At 69.4% G+C, this 19121-nt stretch carries 14 protein-coding genes; 7 read left to right on the top strand and 7 right to left on the bottom strand.

The window, feature by feature from the left end:
- Nucleotides 1-7 precede the first annotated feature (7 nt).
- Both KHP12_RS27870 and KHP12_RS27875 read left to right on the top strand, forming a co-directional pair.
- Entirely contained in the window at nt 8-211 is a 204-nt protein-coding gene (locus KHP12_RS27870) for a DUF397 domain-containing protein (RefSeq protein WP_086883955.1), read from the top strand.
- 130 nt (nt 212-341) lie between these two features.
- Complete coding sequence (locus tag KHP12_RS27875; RefSeq protein ID WP_211833872.1) at nt 342-1304, top strand: PDDEXK family nuclease; 963 nt, start codon at nt 342-344, stop codon at nt 1302-1304.
- Nucleotides 1305-1316: 12 nt separating this feature from the next.
- On the opposite strand, the gene KHP12_RS27880 is transcribed toward KHP12_RS27875, so the two are convergent.
- From KHP12_RS27880 to KHP12_RS27890, 3 genes are read right to left on the bottom strand one after another with little or no spacing between them, the layout of a single operon-like run.
- A complete protein-coding gene (locus KHP12_RS27880) occupies nt 1317-2888 on the bottom strand; it encodes an HsdM family class I SAM-dependent methyltransferase (RefSeq protein ID WP_211833873.1) in 1572 nt (523 codons plus the stop codon).
- A complete protein-coding gene (locus KHP12_RS52950) occupies nt 2885-4327 on the bottom strand; it encodes a restriction endonuclease subunit S (protein ID WP_211833874.1) in 1443 nt (480 codons plus the stop codon). The genes KHP12_RS27880 and KHP12_RS52950 overlap by 4 nt, the downstream gene beginning before the upstream one ends.
- Nucleotides 4324-7932 carry a DEAD/DEAH box helicase family protein gene (locus KHP12_RS27890; RefSeq protein ID WP_107471841.1) on the bottom strand — a complete coding sequence of 1203 codons (3609 nt, stop codon included), beginning with the start codon at nt 7930-7932 and terminating at the stop codon, nt 4324-4326. Before KHP12_RS27890 ends, KHP12_RS52950 begins: the two co-directional genes overlap by 4 nt.
- Nucleotides 7933-8089: 157 nt before the next feature.
- On the opposite strand from KHP12_RS27890, the gene KHP12_RS27895 reads away from it, so the two are divergent.
- Together KHP12_RS27895 and proP are read left to right on the top strand one after the other, a co-directional pair.
- On the top strand, nt 8090-8461 hold the full coding sequence (locus KHP12_RS27895) for a cupin domain-containing protein (protein ID WP_037953227.1): 372 nt from the start codon (nt 8090-8092) through the stop codon (nt 8459-8461).
- Between the two features lie 128 nt (nt 8462-8589).
- Nucleotides 8590-10140 (top strand): glycine betaine/L-proline transporter ProP, encoded by a 1551-nt coding sequence (gene proP, locus KHP12_RS27900; RefSeq protein WP_210610452.1) that lies wholly within the window; start codon nt 8590-8592, stop codon nt 10138-10140.
- A gap of 49 nt (nt 10141-10189) precedes the next feature.
- Here the strand turns inward: proP and KHP12_RS27905 are convergent, their stop codons facing one another.
- Entirely contained in the window at nt 10190-10594 is a 405-nt protein-coding gene (locus KHP12_RS27905) for a pyridoxamine 5'-phosphate oxidase family protein (protein ID WP_086884612.1), read from the bottom strand.
- Between the two features lie 118 nt (nt 10595-10712).
- Between KHP12_RS27905 and clpB the strand changes: the two genes are divergently transcribed.
- Together clpB and KHP12_RS27915 are read left to right on the top strand one after the other, a co-directional pair.
- Entirely contained in the window at nt 10713-13304 is a 2592-nt protein-coding gene (gene clpB / locus KHP12_RS27910; RefSeq protein ID WP_086884613.1) for an ATP-dependent chaperone ClpB, read from the top strand.
- 233 nt (nt 13305-13537) lie between these two features.
- Complete coding sequence (locus KHP12_RS27915) at nt 13538-14074, top strand: YbjN domain-containing protein (RefSeq protein WP_020869726.1); 537 nt, start codon at nt 13538-13540, stop codon at nt 14072-14074.
- 144 nt (nt 14075-14218) lie between these two features.
- Here KHP12_RS27915 and KHP12_RS27920 read toward each other — a convergent pair whose 3' ends face one another.
- The 3 genes from KHP12_RS27920 to KHP12_RS27930 form a co-directional block, all read right to left on the bottom strand.
- Nucleotides 14219-15418 carry a putative hexosyltransferase gene (locus KHP12_RS27920; RefSeq protein ID WP_210609593.1) on the bottom strand — a complete coding sequence of 400 codons (1200 nt, stop codon included), beginning with the start codon at nt 15416-15418 and terminating at the stop codon, nt 14219-14221.
- Between the two features lie 167 nt (nt 15419-15585).
- A complete protein-coding gene (locus KHP12_RS27925) occupies nt 15586-16758 on the bottom strand; it encodes a pyridoxal phosphate-dependent aminotransferase (protein ID WP_245010137.1) in 1173 nt (390 codons plus the stop codon).
- 250 nt (nt 16759-17008) lie between these two features.
- The gene (locus tag KHP12_RS27930; RefSeq protein WP_086880854.1) at nt 17009-17227 is read right to left on the bottom strand and encodes a hypothetical protein; all 219 of its coding nucleotides are present in this window, start codon (nt 17225-17227) and stop codon (nt 17009-17011) included.
- A gap of 927 nt (nt 17228-18154) precedes the next feature.
- Here KHP12_RS27930 and KHP12_RS27935 point away from each other — a divergent pair.
- A complete protein-coding gene (locus KHP12_RS27935; RefSeq protein ID WP_211833875.1) occupies nt 18155-19099 on the top strand; it encodes a DUF5996 family protein in 945 nt (314 codons plus the stop codon).
- Nucleotides 19100-19121: the final 22 nt, after the last annotated feature.

The following is a 19121-nucleotide window of genomic DNA, read 5'->3' on the forward strand; positions in this document are numbered from 1 at the left end:
CAGGAGAATGCACCGAACCGGCTGGCGGAAGAGTTCCTTCTCGGGGACAGGGCCGGACAACAACTGCGTCGAACTCGCCACCGCCGAGAGTGGCGGCATACACCTGCGCGAGAGCGACGCCCCTAGGACCGTCCTCACCACCACTCCCCGCCCCCTCGCGGCCTTCATACGGGCCGCCAAGGCGGGGAGGTTCGACCGCCTGGCCGGGTGAGCCGGGGGTTGGCGGTGGGTTTGTGCCGCCGTTCATGGACCGTGTTGCCACATTGGTGACGCAAACTCACCGCAAAACCCGTTATCCACAGGCCCAGCGCGAGAGCAGGACCCTACGGCACTGTGGGGAGATGACGGGGACGGGGGATGCGGTGTTGCTCGCCAGGCTGGCCGCTGCCCAGGGCGGGGTGGTGCTGACTGCCCAGGCGCTGGCAGGCGGCTGGAAGCGCGGGCGGCTGAACCGCCGCTTCCGCGCGGAGGGGTGGACACAGCTTCGTGCAGGTGTGTGGGTGGAGCCCGGGCGCGGAGTCGACCCGATGGCGTTGCTGTGGGCGAACCAACTGGCGCATGCGCGCCTCGTCGTCAGCCATACGGCAGCGGCTGTACTCCACGACATCGAAACCCGTGCACCGCGTGTGGAGTTCACCGGGCCGCCCAAGGGCAGGACGGACGTTCGCGGTGGCGTGCTGCACCGCTTGCCGCTCGGCGCGGACGAAACCACAACCCTGGGCGGGCTGAGGGGCACCACCGTGGTACGCACCATGGCAGACCTCTTACGGGCCGGGCCGCGTGACGACGCGCTGGTGGCGGTGGAGTCGGCGGTGAGCGGGCGGCCCAGCCGGTACGGGGGCGGGGAGCGGCGTAGGGCGCCGCTGACCACGCTGGGGGAGATCGCCCGAGCCCTGGAGCGGGGGTCTGCCATGCGCGGTACGGCCACCGCACGGGAGTGGTTGGCGCTGGCGGACCCGAAGGCGGGGTCACCGGCGGAGACGATCGCCCGCCTGCGGATGCACGACGCGGGACTGCACCCTGCCTCGCAGGTGCTGCTCACCACCCCGATGGGTCGGCGGGCGTACCCGGACTTCTTCTTCCGGGCGCAGGGGCTGGTAGTGGAGATCGAGGGCTACCGGTGGCACGGCAGCAGGGCACAGCACCAGCGGGATATTGCTCGCTTCAACGACCTGATGTCGTGCGGGGAAGTGCGCCGGATTCTGCGGTTCACGGCGAGCGACGTGTACCGGCGCCCCGGAGCGATGATTCGCGACATCCGGGGCGCACTTGCTCAGCTGTCCGGCGTTCAGCCCGCTTCGTAGCTCGCGCGGAGGTCACTCATCGGCGATGTCCGCCTCGTTGCCTCCTCGGGCCTGCTGGAGGGTTTCGGCGATGGCGGCGAACTCGCTGAGCGCGGCCTGGAGGTCCTCGACGATCTCGGCGGCGAGGACTTCGGGTGCGGGGAGCGATTCGGCGTCGTCGAGGCTGGGGTCGCGGAGCCAGAGGATGTCGAGGTTCGCCTTGTCGCGGGCGGCCAGCTCTTCGTAGGTGAAGGACTTGAAGCGTTCTGTCTCGACGCGCTTGCTGCGATCCTCGTCGTCGGGCCGGTAGCACTGGACGAAGTCCTCGAGGGCGGCCCGGGTGAGGGGGTTCTGCTTGAGGGTGAAGTGCTGGGCGGTACGGAAGTCGTAGACCCAGAGCTTCTCGGTCCAGGGCTTCTCGGGGCGGGCGGGCTTGCGCTCGAAGAACAGGACGTTGGCCTTCACGCCGCCCGCGTAGAAGATGCCGGTGGGCAGGCGGAGGAGGGTGTGGACGTCGTACTCCTTGAGGAGGCGGCGCCGGATGGTCTCGCCCGCGCCGCCCTCGAAGAGGACGTTGTCGGGGACGACGACGGCGGCGCGGCCGTGGATTTCGAGGAGCGAGGCGATGTGCTGGACGAAGTTCAGCTGCTTGTTGGTCGTGGTGACCCAGAAGTCCCGGCGCTCGTACGCGATGGCCTCGCGGGCCGCCTTGCCGTCGTCGCCATAGACGGTGATGGAGGACTTCTTGCCGAAGGGCGGGTTGGCCAGGACGAGGGTGGCGCGCTGGTCGGGCGGGGCGGCGAGCGCGTCCTTGGCGCGGACGAGGGCGTTGCGGGTGGGGTGGCCGATGCCGTGGAGGAAGAGGTTCATCGCGGCGAGCCGCGCGGTGTTACGGACCAGCTCGTTACCCCAGATGCCACCCGAGCTGAGGTGCTGGCGCTGCTCGGGGGTGAGGTTGGAGCCGTACTCCTTGAAGATGTGCTCGGCCGCGGCGAGGAGGAAGCCGCCGGTTCCACAGGCCGGGTCGGTGATCGTGTCCTCTGGGGTCGGCTTGACGCAGTCGATGATGGCCTGGATCAGCGGGCGCGGGGTGAAGTACTGGCCGGCGCCCGACTTGATGTCCTCGGCGCCGCGGGCCAGGAGTTCTTCGTAGGCATCGCCCTTGATGTCCGTCTTCTGGCCCGACCAGCTCTCCTTGTCGATGAGGTCGCTGATCAGGCGCTTGAGCTTGGCCGGGTCGTGGACCCGGTTGCGGGCGCCGTTGAAGATCAGGTGGAAGGTGGTGTTCTGGCGCTGGTTGCCGAGGTCTTCGAGGAGGTTGGTGTAGGCGACTTCGAGGGGCGCGCCGCTCTTCTTGAGGAGTTCGGGCCAGCCCCGGCCCTCCCACTCGGGCCCCTCGGGCATGATCTGCTCACGGAACACCGGGGGGCGGGACTGGGCCTCGTGCGCCATCTTGAGGAAGACGAGCAGGGTGAGCTGCTCGACGTAGTCGATGGTGGAGACGCCGTCGTCGCGGAGGACGTGGCAGTAGCTCCAGAGCTTGTCGACGAGACGGCGGGCCTCGGTGGTGTTGCCGGTGGCGTTCGCTGTTGGGGCCGTCGTCACGAGGGGAACTCCAGGTCGAGGGTGGGCTGTTCGCCGGTGAGGGGTGTGGTGGAGGTGGTGGCGGGCGCGGGTGGTGGCTCGTCGTGGGTTGCCTTGCGCTGCGCCGGTGCCCGGCGGGTACGCCGCTTCTTGGGCGCGGCAGCCTCGCGCTCCGCGCGGATGCGGGCGAGGAGTTCTTCGGCGGGCTCGTCGTTGGGGTCCTGGGGGGCCAGGCGCCCGGCGAAGGCCTCGGCGAGGAGAGAACGGCGGAGCATCACGGCACGCCTTGCCCCGATGTCGTTGGCGTTTTCAATCCGGACGATCGAATCCTGATACTCCGCGAGTTCCTCCAGGATCTGGTCCTGGACTTGCTGGGTTGGGAAGTGAACCTCGATGTTGCGAATTGAGGACAGATTAAGGTTTGGCTGGACGCCTCCGGCGGAAAGGCGCCGGTTTCTTTCGTAGCTTGCTTGCAGGAACTCTCGTAGCCACTTCTTTTTGTGGGCATGCTCTGGGAGAAGGGTGATACTTGCACAGGCCTGATTCGTTGTGGCCGAGATACGCAACTCCGTGCAGCGTCCTCGAGTCCTCCCTTCGCCGTACATGGCTACAAGTAGAGTCCCCGGAGGGTGGAGTTTGACAGACGTCTCTCGTAGGGCCCTTTCTGTGATGAACTGTTCGGCCTTTTCTATGAAGGGGCGATTAGCGAGGCTGCTGGTTACCCAGGGAATGGTCCCGCCCTCGTAATATTCTGGTCGCGAGCGATTGGGTGTTGCCCCGCTTCCCACTTTCGCGATGTCACCGATGCGCATGACGACCCATCCGGTGTGACAAGGGCCAGGGTTCAATAGACTTTGCGCGACGGTAGTCTTGAGGTGGGCAATACGGCTGTTGGTGCGCTGTAGTAGCGTTTGTGCGGACTCTAGTCGAGACAGTTGCTCTTCGAGCGCGGTGACAATGCGCTGCTGCTCCGCGACCGGCGGCACAGGCACACTCCAACCCGCCAGCCGCGCTGCCCCGATGTGGTGGATGCCCACCCCGCGTGAATGCTCGACAAACGCACCCCGCATGGCCTCCGCCCGCAGGAAGAGCAGCAGATAGTGCGGTTCGACGCCATGGCTCCGCACTCGGATCAGCGTGTTCTGGAAGCAGCAGTCCGGAATCTCGTCGTTCCAGATGGCAGGTTTGCCTACCTCCTTCGCGCTGCCGGACGCCTCACCGAGGACGATGTCGCCCTTCTTGAGCCTGTAAGTCTCGACTTCGTCATCGGTGAAGTTCATCTCCTTCACGTCATCGAGCTTCAGACCATTCCAGTCGACGTTGGCTGCCCGCACATAGGGCCGCATGTGCGTACCCGTGTGGTTCTTGGGCGAGCGTTGCCGTCCAAGCCGAACCTCGGCGATTTCATCGAGCCGGGCCCATACCCAACCCTTGGGAAGCTCCCCGCCAACCCCACTCACGCGCCCAGCTCCCGTCCCAGCTCATCCAACAACTCAGCCCCACGGTCGGCGCCGAAAGCTCGCAAGAACCCATCAACCCCGCCATGCTCGATGAAGGGTACGTCCTTCAGGTGCTCCGGGCTGATCGCCGCATCCGTCGCTATCACGTCCACGATCCGGTCCAGCCACCACTCCTGCTCCTCGTCGAACACCGCCCCTGCCTGGGCCTGCCGGGCGCGCCAGCCCGCGTACCGCTCCTCCACCAGCGCCCGGTACGGGCGGACCTCGTCGTCCAAGCCCAGCTCGAACCGCAGCAGGCTGATGAGATCCACCGCACCGGCCTTGCCACTCGGGCGCTCGGTCGCCTTCCCGAGCTGCACGTACGCGTCATAGAGCTTCGTGGGCGTCCACTGGAACGGGGGGCGTTCGATCTTGCGCGCGAGGTCGCGGACCTTGCGGTAGACCTCCCTGGGCTCGCGCCGCTCGCGGAAGGCCACGTTGAACGCGGCGATCTCGTCGCGGTGCGTATCCAGATACTCCTTCCATGAAGTCACCCGCTTCATCGCCAGCTCGTCCGCCGTGATGCCGCGCGCCTCCCGCACGCTGTCCACGCTCACCTCGTCGATGACGATGTCGTGGGCGCGCCGTATCGACATCAGCCGTTCCCTCAGCTCCTTGTTGGACGCGATCGGCTTGAGCGCCTCCACCACGTTCTCCCGGACCTTCTCCCGGCCGCCCTCCCGCTGCGCCTTCTCCTGCTCGTCCGGGTCGACCGCCTTGACCAGGCCGCCCACGATCTCGCTCAGCGGCTGACCGGCCAGCTCCTCGATCTCCTCGCGCTCCTCATCCGTGATCTGCCGGTCCAGCCGGGCAAGGCGGCCCGCCAGCGTGGCGACCTCGTCCTCGGTCATCGCCAGGCCCGCCGTCTTGTCCATGAGCCGCTGGAGCGGGATCTGCTTCTCGGACGCTCGGTTCAGGGGCCGGGCGTCCACACGAGGGGAGTCCGTGACGCCCACCGCGTCGACGATCACGAACCTCTCCTTCACCTCCGCGTCCGGCGTGACCGCCTGGAACTCGGCCGGGTCGATGGTCCGCGACCCCCGGCCCTTCATCTGCTCGAAGTACGCCCAGCTCTTCACGTCGCGCAGGAAGAACACGCACTCCAGCGGCGGGATGTCCGTCCCCGTGGCGATCATGTCGACGGTCACGGCGACGCGCAGCTCGGGGCTGTTGCGGAACGCCTTGATGAGCCGCGCGGGGTTCTTCGCGGCGTGCGTGATCTTCGTACAGAAGTCGTCGCCCGTGCCGAAGACTTGGCGGACCGTCTGCACGATCTCATCGGCATGGTTGTCGTCCACGGCGAAGATCAGAGTCTTGGGCACATGGGTCCGCGCCCGTTGGTCCTCGCCCTCGCCCAACGGCGGGAAGATGTCGGTGAACAGGTGGTTGCGGAAGGTCTCGATCACCAGCTTCAGCTGGCCCTTGCTGATGATCTGCCGTCCGAGCTGGGACGCCTTCCACTCCAGGTCGGACTCCAGCTCCTGGTACCGCTCGCGCCGGGTCTTCCGCTCCCGTATGGGGACGACCGTCTCGGCCGGGATGGTGGCACCCTGCTCGCCCAGCTCGGTACGGATGCGGAAGACGTCGAAGTCGACGTTGACGCCGTCGGCGACGGCCTGCTCGTACGGGTACTCGCTGACGAGGTTCTGGAAGAAGAAACCGAAGGTCTGGGCGACGGGAGTCGCGGTGAGGCCGACCAGGTGGGCGTCGAAGTACTCCAGCACCGCGCGCCACTTGCCGTAGATGGACCGGTGGCACTCGTCGACGACGATCAGGTCGAAGGACTCGGGCGGCAGCGAGGCGTTGTAGCCGACTTCGGCAGGCGTGTCGATCAGGTCGTAGCGGTCGAGGGCGGCGTCGTCCACGTCCGCGTCGGGGACCTCGCGACCGGTCAGAGCCATCCAGAGCCGCTGCACCGTGGAGACGACGACATCCGCGGAGCCGAGCACGGTGTCGCCCGCGAGCCGCTGCACCACGTACAGCTCGGTGAACTTCCGGCCGTCGTCCGGGGTGTCGAAGTTCTCGAACTCCGTGGCGGCCTGGCTGCCCAGGTTGTTGCGGTCGACCAGGAACAGGATCCGCTTGGCGTCCGCGTGCTTGAGCAGCCGGTAGCTCTCGCTCACCACCGTGAACGTCTTGCCCGCGCCCGTGGCCATCTGGATGAGGGAGCGGGGGTCGTCCTTGGCGAGGGAGCGCTCCAGTCCCTCGATGGCCGACACCTGGGCCGGACGCAGCGGTTCCCGGTTGAGGAACACCTCCGGGAGGCGGCGCATACGGGCGCGCAGGGTGGGTGCCTGCGGGTCGGCCTCGGCTTCGTCGATCCACCGGGCGACGGTGTCCGGCCGGTGGATGGCGAAGACGTCCCGGGTGCGGGGTGCGGGGTCCAGCGCGTTGTGGAAGCGGACGGTGTTGCCGTCGGCGACGTAGCGGAAGGGCAGGCTGGCCCGCCAAGCGCTCAGCTGCTGGCTGCGAGTGAGCCCGGTGGCGTACCGCGCGGCCTGGTGCATGGCCGACTCCAGGTCGGCGCCCTCGCGCTTGGCCTCGACCACACCCACCAGCTGCTGTTTCACGTAGAGCAGGTAGTCGGCGCGGCCCACGGCGGTGGTGACCTCGCGCACAGCGACGCCGGCGACTCCGGGGACGCCCTCCTCGTAGAGGTTCATGGCGTTGGCGTCCTGGACCACCCAGCCCGCCTGTTCCAAGATCCGGTCCAGTTCCGCGCGGACCTGCGCCTCGCTCATGGGAGGCAGGGCCGCCTTCTGGGCGTGGGAGATGAACGCGTCGCGTTCCGAGGTGTTCTTGAGCGGCGGCGGCGCGACGAAGGTGTCGGCCAAGTCGGTGTCAGCGAACTCCTCGATCTGCGCGTTGAGCTGCTCGACCAGTTCGCTGAGCGCGGCGCGGTCCGCTTCGGCTCGGGCCAGTTCGGCTTCGGCCTGCTCGCGTGCGGCCTTCTCCCGCTCCAAGCGGTCCTGCTTGCCGTCGAAGCGCATACGGGCCTCGGCGAGCTTGGCACGGTAGTCGTCCAGCTCGGTGCGGAGCTGTTCCAGCTCCTCCAGGTCGGCGGGAGTGGCAGGGATGGGGCTGTCCTCGGGCGGGGCCGGGGCGAGGAAGACGCGGTGCGTGGTGTCGTTCTCGTTGCGGGCCCGGTGCAGCCAGTCGCCGAGCTTGAAGCAGGTCTCGACCATCTGGAGCGCGGTGCGGACGTTCGCGTAGTAGCCGTGGGCGGCCTTGTTCCCCGTATCGCGCAGGAAGTCGAACCAGTCGTAGGTCTGCTCTTTCAGGATCCCGGCCTGGGACAAGGCCTTGATGCGGTGGAACTGCTTGTTGCTGTTGACCTGGAGGCCGAGGAGGTGCAGCAGATAGCGGGCCATGACCTCGCCGAAGAGGCGGGCCTTGAACATGGCGGCGTGCGAATCGGTGTGGACATACGACTCGGCGGAGCAGCCGAGGGTAACGAGCAGGGGCTCGTGTTCAAGCAGGTGACCGAAGTTGGACGATCCGGCTGCCAGCTGAGCGACCTGCGGGTCGTGCTCGTTCCCGCCCTGGCCGGTCGGCGACGTCGGCATGGTGTTCCCCCCAGAACCGTTTCCGTGCGTGAGCAAAGCCTTGCAGGATGCCACCGGGGCGCTGGGGCGCACAAGGGGGTTGTGAGAACGCCGAGGTGCTCGAAGCGCCACTGGGGGCCGCCGGGCGCACCATGGAGGTATGGGAGGAGGTATCCCAATGGTGGAAGTCAAGACGATCGAGAAGCCGGACGAACGGCGTGACTTTCCCGGAGGCCATATCGAGGCCCTCCATCTGACCGGACTGGATTTCGCCGTGGGCACCTTCGAGCCCGGATGGCGCTGGCGGGAGTCGGTGCGGCCGATCGTGGGGACCGATCTGTGCGAGGTGCACCACAGCGGGGTCGTGGTCCAGGGCCGGATGCGGCTGCGTACGGCCGATGGCGCGGAGGCCGAGGTGGGGCCCGGGGACGTGTACGTGGTGCCGCCCGGCCATGACGCCTGGGTGATCGGTGATGAGCAGGTCGTGGTGTACGACGTCGGCGGGCAGATGGCGGAGACCTACGCGAAGTCCAGCGACGCCGGGGCCTGAGCCCGGGGGCGGGGGCGGCGTCGGGTAGCGGTTCAGCCGCGGCAGGGGACGAGATGACTACCGATCCGAGACCACCGCGCGGCCCCCGCCGCGGAGGATGGCCGCACGGCAGCGCCCGTACCGACCAGCTGATCCGCACGCTGCTGCGCCGCCGCAAGGAGCCGCTGGCGATCGAGGACGTCACCGTCGTCGACAAGCCGGGGATGCGCCGCGCCGTCGCGGCGACGGCCATCGGCAACACCATGGAGTGGTTCGACTTCGGTGTCTACGCGTATGTCGCCGTCACCCTCGGCCATGTCTTCTTCCCCGCCGACGACCCCGCCACCCAGGTGGTCTCCACGTTCGCCACCTTCGCCGTGGCGTTTCTGGTGCGGCCGCTGGGCGGGCTGGTGTTCGGGCCGCTGGGCGACCGGATCGGGCGGCGCCGGGTGCTGTCCACCACCATGATCATGATGGCGACGGGCACCTTCGCGGTGGGCCTGCTGCCCGGCTACGACGCGATCGGCTTCGCCGCCCCGCTGCTGCTCCTGGCCTGCCGGGTGGTGCAGGGCTTCTCGACCGGCGGGGAGTACGCGGGGGCGACCACGTACATCGCCGAGTTCGCGCCCGATCAGCGCCGTGGCTTCCTCGGCAGCTGGCTGGACTTCGGCACCTTCATCGGCTATTCGCTGGGCTCCGGCCTGGTCACCGTGCTCACCGTCGCCATCGGTGAGACCGGGATGGTGGACTGGGGCTGGCGGGTGCCGTTCCTGGTGGCGGGGCCGCTGGGGCTGATCGGTCTCTACATGCGGCTGCGGCTGGAGGAGACCCCGGCGTTCCAGCAGGAGGCCGAGCGGGCGGCCGAGGCGGCGGAGACGGCCAGGGCACACGGTGACACCCTGCCGATCGAGGAGGCGCGCCAGTCCGGGCGTGGGCGGCTGAAGGAGATCTTCACCAGGCACTGGCAGGCGGTGCTGATCTGCATGGGGCTGGTGCTGATGTACAACGTCACCAACTACATGGTGACGTCGTACCTGCCGACGTTCATGACCTCCACGCTCGGCGCCGACGCCACCACGGCCCAGGTGCTGGTGCTGGGCACCATGCTGTTCGTGGTGCTGGCGATCACGGTGGTCGGGCGCACATCCGACCGCTGGGGGCGGCGGCCGCTGTTCCTGTTCGGCAGCGTGGGCATGATCGTGCTGGCCATTCCGGCGGTGGTGCTGATCCGGGAGGGCGGCGTGCTGCTGCCCGCGATCGGCTGTCTGATCCTGGGCGCGATGCTGGTCACCTTCGCGGGGACGAGCGCCGCGACGCTCCCGGCGCTGTTCCCCACCCGGCTGCGCTACGGCGCGTTGTCGATCTCGTACAACCTCTCCGTGTCGCTGTTCGGCGGGACCACGCCGCTGCTGGCCTCGTGGCTGGTGGCCACCACGCACAACACGCTGGTGCCCGCCTTCTATCTGATGGCGGCGGGTGTGATCGGGCTGATCTCCACGGTGTTCCTGCACGAGACGGCGGGGAAGCCGCTGCGCGGTTCGGGGCCCATGGTGGAGACCGAGGAGGAGGCGCGTACGGCGGTGGCCGAGAGCCGTACGGAGGCCGGGCGGCGCGCCCGCGACGTCTGGATCCGGCTGCGCCACCCGTGGGCGGGGGCGGGGCATCGGGGGGCCGGTCACCAGGAGGAGGAAGAGGAGTGACCACGGGCCATGGGCAGTGACGGGCTCGGGCCGAGAGGGGTGACGGGCCTCAGCCTCGGCCCATTGCCCGGGTGAGGGCGATCTCGATGACGACGCGGTCCGGGTTGGGGCGGGGGGTGCGCTGGTAGCGCTCGGCGTAGCGGCGTTCGGCGTCCGCGATCAGCTCGGGGTCCTCCCGTACCACCGCGAGCCCCTCCAGCGTGGCCCACCGCCTGCCCGCCATTTGGCAGACCGCGACCCGCGCACCGCCCTCGCCCGCCGCCCGGACATGGGCGACCTTACGGCTGTGACGGCTCGCGATGACGCGGGCGAGCCCGGCCTCGGGGTCGTAGGTGACGCCGACCGGGACCACATGCGGGCTGCCGTCCGGGCGTGGGGTGGTCAGGGTGCACACATGGCGTTCGCGCCAGAAAGCGAGGTACCCGGGGTCGGGGTTGCGGGGATCGACGGACATGGTCCAGAACCTAAGGCCAGAGGAGTGGCGTTCGCGAGGTTGAGTGGAATAGACTCAACTTTACGGAGGTTGGGTAGGGCAGGGATGGGAAGATCGGAGCGAGGAGGAGCACAGGGACGTGGATGCCGAGCTGACCAACAAGAGCCGGGCGGCGCTGAGCGCCGCCAATGACCGGGCGGTGTCCTCCGGGCATGCGGACATGACGCCCGCGCATCTCCTGCTCGCCCTGTTGCAGGGCCAGGACAACGAGAACGTGATGGATCTGCTGGCCGCCGTCGAGGCCGACGCGGCCCTGGTGCGCGACGGCGCCGAGCGGCTGCTCGCCGCGCTGCCCAGCGTCCAGGGCTCCACCGTGGCCCCGCCGCAGGCCAGCCGCGATCTGCTGGCCGTCATCGCGGACGCCGCCCAGCGGGCCAAGGAACTCGGGGACGACTACGTCTCCACCGAGCACCTCCTCATCGGCATCGCCGCCAAGGGCGGCCAGGCCGGGGAGCTGCTCGACCAGCAGGGGGCGGGCGCCAAGAAGCTGCTCGCCGCGTTCGAGAAGGTCAGGGGTGGACAGCGGGTGACGACGCCCGATCCGGAGGGCACGTACAAGGCCCTGGAGAAGTTCGGCACGGACTTCACCGCCGCCGCGCGCGAGGGCAAGCTGGACCCGGTCATCGGCCGGGACCAGGAGATCCGCCGGGTGGTGCAGGTGCTCTCCCGGCGCACCAAGAACAACCCGGTGCTGATCGGCGACCCGGGCGTCGGCAAGACGGCCGTCGTCGAGGGGCTCGCCCAGCGGATCGTCAAGGGCGATGTGCCCGAGAGCCTGCGGGACAAGCGCCTGGTCGCCCTCGACCTCGGCGCAATGGTCGCGGGCGCGAAGTACCGCGGTGAGTTCGAGGAGCGGCTGAAGACCGTCCTGGCCGAGATCAAGTCCAGTGACGGCCAGATCATCACCTTCATCGACGAGCTGCACACCGTGGTCGGCGCGGGCGCCGGCGGCGACTCCGCGATGGACGCGGGCAACATGCTCAAGCCGATGCTGGCCCGCGGTGAGCTGCGCATGGTCGGCGCCACCACCCTCGACGAGTACCGCGAGCGGATCGAGAAGGACGCCGCGCTCGAGCGCCGCTTCCAGCAGGTGCTGGTGGCCGAGCCGACCGTCGAGGACACCGTCGCCATCCTGCGCGGGCTCAAGGGCCGCTACGAGGCCCACCACAAGGTGCAGATCGCCGATGGCGCGCTGGTGGCCGCGGCCGCCCTCTCCGACCGGTACATCACCTCCCGCTTCCTGCCCGACAAGGCCATCGACCTGGTGGACGAGGCGGCCTCCCGGCTCCGGATGGAGATCGACTCCTCGCCCGTGGAGATCGACGAGCTCCAGCGGTCGGTGGACCGGATGCGGATGGAGGAGATGGCCCTCGCCCGGGAGACCGACGAGGCCAGCAGGCAGCGGCTGGAGAAGCTGCGCCGCGATCTCGCCGACAAGGAGGAGGAGCTGCGTGGCCTCACCGCCCGCTGGGAGAAGGAGAAGCAGGGCCTCAACCGCGTCGGTGAGCTGAAGGAGAAGCTGGACGAGCTGCGCGGCCAGGCCGAGCGCGCCCAGCGCGACGGCGACTTCGACACCGCCTCCAAGCTGCTGTACGGGGAGATCCCGGCCGTCGAGCGGGAGCTCGCCGAGGCGTCGGAGGCCGAGGCCGAGGTCCAGGGGGACCGCCCCACGATGGTCAAGGAGGAGGTCGGCCCGGACGACGTGGCCGATGTGGTCGCCTCCTGGACCGGCATCCCCGCGGGCCGGCTGCTGGAGGGCGAGACCCAGAAGCTGCTGCGCATGGAGGACGAGCTGGGCAAGCGGCTGATCGGCCAGACCGAGGCCGTACGGGCCGTCTCGGACGCCGTGCGCAGGACCCGGGCGGGCATCGCCGACCCGGACCGGCCCACCGGCTCGTTCCTCTTCCTCGGCCCCACCGGCGTCGGCAAGACCGAGCTGGCCAAGGCGCTCGCCGACTTCCTCTTCGATGACGAGCGGGCCATGGTCCGCATCGACATGAGCGAGTACGGCGAGAAGCACAGCGTGGCCCGGCTGGTCGGCGCCCCGCCCGGCTATGTCGGCTACGAGGAGGGCGGCCAGCTCACCGAGGCGGTGCGCCGCCGCCCGTACAGCGTGGTGCTGCTGGACGAGGTGGAGAAGGCCCACCCCGAGGTCTTCGACATCCTGCTCCAGGTCCTGGACGACGGGCGGCTCACCGACGGCCAGGGCCGGACGGTGGACTTCCGCAACACCATCCTGGTGCTCACCTCCAACCTGGGCAGCCAGTACCTGATGGATCCGCTGCTCGGCGAGGAGGAGAAGAAGCAGAGCGTGCTGGAGACCGTGCGGACCTCCTTCAAGCCGGAGTTCCTCAACCGCCTGGACGACCTCGTGGTCTTCTCCGCGCTCACCGGTCCGGAGCTGGCCCGCATCGCCGAGCTCCAGATCGCCCGGCTGGCCCGCCGCCTCGCCGACCGCAGGCTCACCCTCGACGTCACCCCGGCCGCGCTGGAGTGGCTCGCCGAGGAGGGCAACGACCCGGCGTACGGGGCGCGCCCGCTGCGCCGGCTGATCCAGACCGCGATCGGCGACCGGCTGGCCAAGGAGATCCTCGCCGGGGAGGTCCGGGACGGCGACAAGGTCCGGGTGGACCGGGTCGGCGACGGCCTGCTGGTGGGTCCCGCGCAATAGGGGACCTGCTGGTGGGCCCAGCGCAACAGACGGCCTGCTGGTGGGCCCCGCGCAATAGATGACCTGCTGGTGGGCCCCGCGCAATAAGGGACCCCGGGGCCGCTCGGCACCCCCGGTCCCGCCGGTCCTCCCGGCCGCCGTTTCGGCCGGATCGGGCAATGTACGGCCGGGGTTGCACGGCGGGGGCGGGTGTGAGGGAGGATGGCGGTATTCCATACGAAGGGAAATCCACGGTGAGCATCGACCCGTCCTCGATTCCGAATTTCGGGGGTCAGCCCGAGCCCGAACCGACGGGTCCGAGCGGCCCCGTGCTGCCCGACCAGGACCTGGTCAAGCAGCTGCTGGAGCAGATGGAGCTGAAGTACGTCGTCGACGAGGAGGGGGACCTCGCCGCGCCGTGGGAGCAGTTCCGCACCTACTTCATGTTCCGCGGGGAGGAGGAGCAGCAGGTCTTCTCCGTCCGCACGTTCTACGACCGGCCGCACGGCATCGATGAGAAGCCGCGGCTGCTCGAGGCGATCGACGACTGGAACCGCCGCACCCTGTGGCCGAAGGTCTACAGCCACACCAATGACGACGGCACGGTCCGGTTGATCGGTGAGGCGCAGATGCTGATCGGCACCGGCGTCAGCCTGGAGCACTTCGTGTCCAGCACGGTCAGCTGGGTGCGGGCTTCGATCGAGTTCGACCGCTGGCTGGTCGAACAGCTCGGTCTGGAGGCCGACATCGAGTCCGACGGCGACGACAAGCCGGGCGACGACGAGGCCTGAGCGGCCGAGCCGTACCCGGCCGTACCTCGGCCTTGCCCCGGCCTTGCCCCGGCCTTATCCGGCCTCGCCCTTTACCCGGTCGGAGTGGCCGTACAGCGCTTGGCGACGCCGTATCCCGGTCGGCGATGCCGTGGGCCGTATCGGTCAGACCGGGCTGGTGGCCATGGTCAGCAGATACGTTCCGTAGAGACAGGAGAGCCCGGCCAGTACGCCGCCCACCAGGACGGCGGTGCGCGGCCGGGCTCTTGCCATCGCCAGCGCCGCCGGGAGCAGCAGCGGGAAGGCGGGCAGCAGGAAGCGCGGCTTGGACGCGAAGTAGTTGGCGCTGGCGAGCGCGATGAACACCAGGGCCAGGGTGTAGACGACCAGCGGCAGCGGCGGCGGCCGCAGCGCGAGCCCGACCAGGGCGATCAGCGAGGCGCCGATGACGATCAGCGCCATGTAGTGCGAGAGATGGCCGCTCCCCATGATCAGGGAACGGGCGGAGCGGAAGCCGCTCGCACCGAGATCGAGATACGTCCCCCAGTCGTCCTGGACGTCCAGATAGCCGCGCCAGGTGCCGCGCCGCACCCCCACCCACGCGGCGTAACCGAGCCAGCCGAGCGGTGACAGCGCGGCCCCCGCCCACACCCGCCAGGACGTCCGCCCGCGGTGCCGCCGGATCTCGGCGGCCGCGCAGACGCACACGGCCGCCGCCACCGCGAGCCCGTTGGGCCGGGTGGCCCCCGCGCACAGCGCGAGCGCCCCGGCCCACAGCCAGCGCCGGGTCAGCAGCGCGTACAGCGACCAGGCCGCCAGCGCCGTCAGCAGCGACTCGGTGTACCCCATGGACTCGATGACCGCGTGCGGCAGCAGCCCCCACAGCGCCACCAGCGTCAAGGCCACCCGCCGCCCGTACAGCCGCTCCCCGACCGCGTGGATCCCCCAGGCCGCCAGCCCGGCCGCGGCCCAGGCGATCAGCAGGCCCGCCGTCACCGCGCTCACGGGGACGACGCCGGTGACGGCCCGGATCAGCGCCGGGTAGAGCGGGAAGAACGCCAGATCGCTGAAGCTCAGCCCGGGGTGGGCGGCGGAGGGGCGGCTGGTGCCGTAGCCGTGCTGGGCGATGCCCACGTACCAGAGGCTGTCCATGGAGTGCCCGAGCTGCGTCCGCGGGTGCTTCCCGGCCTGGCGGGCGCCCAGCGCCACACAGACGATCCCGGCGGCCCGTACCGTCGCGTACACCGCGAGCGCGAGCCACGCCCGCCCCAGCGACGCCCCGACCCGCCCCAGCACCCCCCGCCGTTCCGCCGGCCGCCGGGGCGGCTCCGGGATCCGTGTGGACGCGGCGGTGTCGGCGGACACGGAGACCTCCGGTGCGGGCACACGACGGGCACTCGACGAACCTGCGCCGAGCCCCCGGGAGGGGACGGACCAGGGGGCCCGGCCGACACACCGACCATCCGCCAGGGCGCGGACGCCCGCGACCTGGGAAGTCCAACCGGGGGACGGAATGACCGTCAGGCGGCGCGTCAGCCCTGGGCGAGGGTCTTGAGGCGGGCCACGGCGTCCGTAAGGACCTCTTCGCGCTTGCAGAAGGCGAAGCGCACGAAGGGGGAGCCCTGGTCCTGGTGGTCGTAGAAGACCGCGTTCGGGACCGCGACCACGCCACAGCGCTCGGGGAGGGAGCGGCAGAAGGCGAAGCCGTCGGTCTCGCCGAGGGGGCGGATGTCGGTGGTGATGAAGTAGGTGCCCGAGGGGCGGAAGACGTGGAAGCCCGCGTCGGCCAGGCCATCGGCCAGCAGATCGCGCTTGGCGCGCAGATCGTCCCGGATGCCGTGGAAATAGGCGTCGGGGAGGGCCAGCGCCTCGGCCACCGCGTACTGGAAGGGGCCCGCCGAGACATAGGTGAGGTACTGCTTGGCCGAGCGCACCGCCGTGACCAGCTCGGGAGCGCCGGTCACCCAGCCGACCTTCCAGCCGGTGAACGAAAACGTCTTTCCGCTGCTGCTGATGGTGACGGTCCGCTCGCGCATCCCGGGGAAGGAGACCAGCGGGGTGTGCTCGGTGCCGAAGACGAGGTGCTCGTAGACCTCGTCGGTGACCACCAGCAGATCGCGCTCGACGGCGAGTTCGGCGACCGCGGCCAGCTCATCGTGGGTGAGCACGGTGCCGGTGGGGTTGTGCGGGGTGTTGAGCAGGATGAGCCGGGTGCGGTCGGTGACGGCGGCGCGCAGCTCGTCCAGGTCCAGCCGGAAGGTGTCACCGTCGGGGCGCAGGGTGACGGGGACGCGGACGCCGCCCGCCATGGCCACACAGGCGGCGTACGAGTCGTAGTACGGCTCCAGCGCGATCACCTCGTCGCCCGGCTCCACCAGCGCCAGCAGCGACGCCGCGATGGCCTCGGTGGCGCCCGCGGTGATCAGCACCTCGGTGTCGGGGTCGAAGCCCAGGCCGTACCAGCGCCGCTGGTGCTCGGTGACGGCGGTGCGCAGCTCGGGCACGCCGGGGCCGGGCGGGTACTGATTGCCCCGGCCCTCGCGCAGCGCGCGGACGGCGGCGTCACGCACCTCCTCGGGGCCGTCGGTGTCCGGGAAGCCCTGCCCGAGGTTGATCGCGCCGGTGCGTACGGCGAGGGCGGACATCTCGGCGAAGATCGTGGTGCCGAAGGCGGCCAGTCGGCGGTTGAGCGGCGGTCGTCCCATGGCGCCCATACTCCGCCGAACCCTCGGCCTCCATCAACTCTCCCGCTGCCCGGCGTGGGGTAAAGAGCGATGTCAGGGCCAGACGCTGGCCTGTGCCCGAGAGCAGCCGACCAGAAGGCGGTCGCCCGGGCGGCCTCGGCTTCGAACGCCATGGGCCCCGGGACAGCAGTCCCGGGGCCCATGACAACCCTGGAATTCACATGGTCGGCGGGTGAGTCATGCAGACCAAGTAAATCTCGGTGCATCCGTCTCAGATGCCGACGCCGCCAGAGAAACCCGCCTGTCCGGAGACGGGGCCCACCTGGCCGCTGAGGCCACCTGAAACCGAGCCACCCAGAGCGGGCAGGGTGGGCAGGGCGGGCAGGGTGGGCTCTGCACCACCCGTCAGGTTTACGGTCCCGAGAACTCCGCCGGAGACATGGTCCAGCTCGCTGTCAGCGATCTCGATGGCCTCGATCTGCTTACGCACGTCAGGCCCTCCCTTTCGTTTTTGGTGTGACCACGGGGCGTATCGAGCGGCCCGGCGTCAAGCTGGTCCAGCCGGCTTGACGATCGTCCGCCACTCAGAAGCGGAGGTCCATCTTCCGAGTGGCGTGGATCAAACCATGTTTACGGCGGCTCAGCCACCGCGATCTGTCCGAAATGTCTGGGGATATTTTGGTATTGCGGCATGTCGGCAAGCCGGACTTTTGACTGGATGGCGACGACTTCTTCACTTGCATTTCGGCGACCGGGCCTCGTGGCGGGGGCCGGCGTGGTCATCAGAAGGACATATCACCCCTTGGGGACGGTGTTCACCCTGCAAGGCGCGACCCAGCGGCAAGGCTGTGACCTTTCTGTGGAGATAACGCGCAGGTTTACTGAAGCGCGGCGCTACAGCATTGTGTTGCTCGATTTCCGGACACAGCAGGCCGGCGCCTGGCCGCGACCCGCGCGGGCTGAGCACGCACGCGGCGTGCGACCCGTACGCCCCCCGGAAGAGAGGCCGCAGCCGAGCCGACCCTCTTGTCCCGAGTGCCGAAAGGGGCACCGCCCCACGTGTGAATACGACAGCCGAAATAGCGGTCGTCGCAGTGGTGAATGCGGGGCCTCATAGCGATTCAGTCAAATGTGCGCCCGCTCAAATGCACCAAACTGCGGGACATGCCGCTGCCTCCCGAGGCGGGCGAGGATGGTGTATCTGTTCCGGCTCGGTGTCCGTGGTCGTGCGGGAACGTCGATCCTGCGTCCCCTGCTTCCGTCTCCACGCCGGCAGACCTTCCCACCCGGCGCGGGACACCCGCCCTCGCTGGATTTCCGCGCTGGTTTTGAGTGGCGGGATGGGCGGGTACTCGGCCGGACCGGAATCCATCGACCACGCGTTGTCGCCGGGGCGGTGAGTCCCGTGGGAGGCGAGATGGCCGAGCAGAGGACACAGCAGGCCGGCGCCTGGCCGCGGCTTCGGCTGGAGGACTGGGCCGAGACCCGGGACACGCTGCACATGTGGACCCAGATCGTCGGCAAGATCCGGCTGGACCATGCGCCGCCGGTCAATCAGTGGTGGCAGGTGACCTTGTATGTCACCCCGCGCGGGCTGAGCACGTCCACGATCCCGTATCGGACCGGGGCGTTCGATATCGAGTTCGATTTTGTCGAGCACCGGCTGGGGGTCCGGGTGAGCGACGGGAGCCGGCGTGAGCTGGCGCTGGAGTCCAAACCGGTGTCCCAGTTCTACTCCGAGATCATGGGCCTGCTGGGGGACCTGGGCATCCAGACCCGGATGTATCCCCGGCCGAACGAGGTGCCCGTGGCGATTCCGTTCCCGGAGGACCACCGGCACGCGGCGTACGACCCGTACGCCACCCGGCTCTTCTGGGGTCAGTTGCTGAACGCACACCGGGTGTTCGGGGAATTCCGGTCCCATTTCGTCGGCAAGGCCAGCCCCGTGCACTTCTTCTGGGGCGCGATGGACCTGTGCGTCACTCGCTTCTCCGGCCGCACCGCGCCACCGCATCCCCCCGGCGGGGTGCCGAATCTGCCGGACCGGGTGACGCAGGAGGCGTACTCCGTCGAGTTGTCCAGCTGCGGTTTCTGGCCCGGCGGCGGGGAGGAGGGCGGCTTCTACTCCTACGCCTACCCCGAGCCCGCCGGCTTCGCCGACCAGCCGGTCCGGCCCGCGACGGCCTCGTACCGGCGGGATGTCGGTGAATTCGTGCTGCCCTACGAGGCGGTCGCCACCGCGTCCGATCCGGACCGGACGCTGAGCGAATTCCTGCACAGCACGTATGAGGCGGCCGCCGAACTGGCCGACTGGGACCGCGCGGTTCTGGAAGCCGACCCCGTTCACTGGGAGCATCGCTAGCGAATGGCCGCCGGATCGTGAC

The sequence above is a fragment of the Streptomyces asiaticus genome (assembly GCF_018138715.1).
In the GTDB taxonomy this organism is placed as follows: Bacteria; Actinomycetota; Actinomycetes; order Streptomycetales; family Streptomycetaceae; genus Streptomyces; species Streptomyces asiaticus.

Bases quoted from the DNA above. Each gene is read 5' to 3' on its own strand.
- KHP12_RS27870 (WP_086883955.1), top strand. From the start codon at position 8: ATGCACCGAACCGGCTGGCGGAAGAGTTCCTTCTCGGGGACAGGGCCG.
- KHP12_RS27875 (WP_211833872.1), top strand. From the start codon at position 342: ATGACGGGGACGGGGGATGCGGTGTTGCTCGCCAGGCTGGCCGCTGCC.
- KHP12_RS27890 (WP_107471841.1), bottom strand. From the start codon at position 7,932: ATGCCGACGTCGCCGACCGGCCAGGGCGGGAACGAGCACGACCCGCAG.
- KHP12_RS27895 (WP_037953227.1), top strand. From the start codon at position 8,090: ATGGTGGAAGTCAAGACGATCGAGAAGCCGGACGAACGGCGTGACTTT.
- KHP12_RS27905 (WP_086884612.1), bottom strand. From the start codon at position 10,594: ATGTCCGTCGATCCCCGCAACCCCGACCCCGGGTACCTCGCTTTCTGG.
- KHP12_RS27925 (WP_245010137.1), bottom strand. From the start codon at position 16,758: ATGGGACGACCGCCGCTCAACCGCCGACTGGCCGCCTTCGGCACCACG.
- KHP12_RS27935 (WP_211833875.1), top strand. From the start codon at position 18,155: ATGGCCGAGCAGAGGACACAGCAGGCCGGCGCCTGGCCGCGGCTTCGG.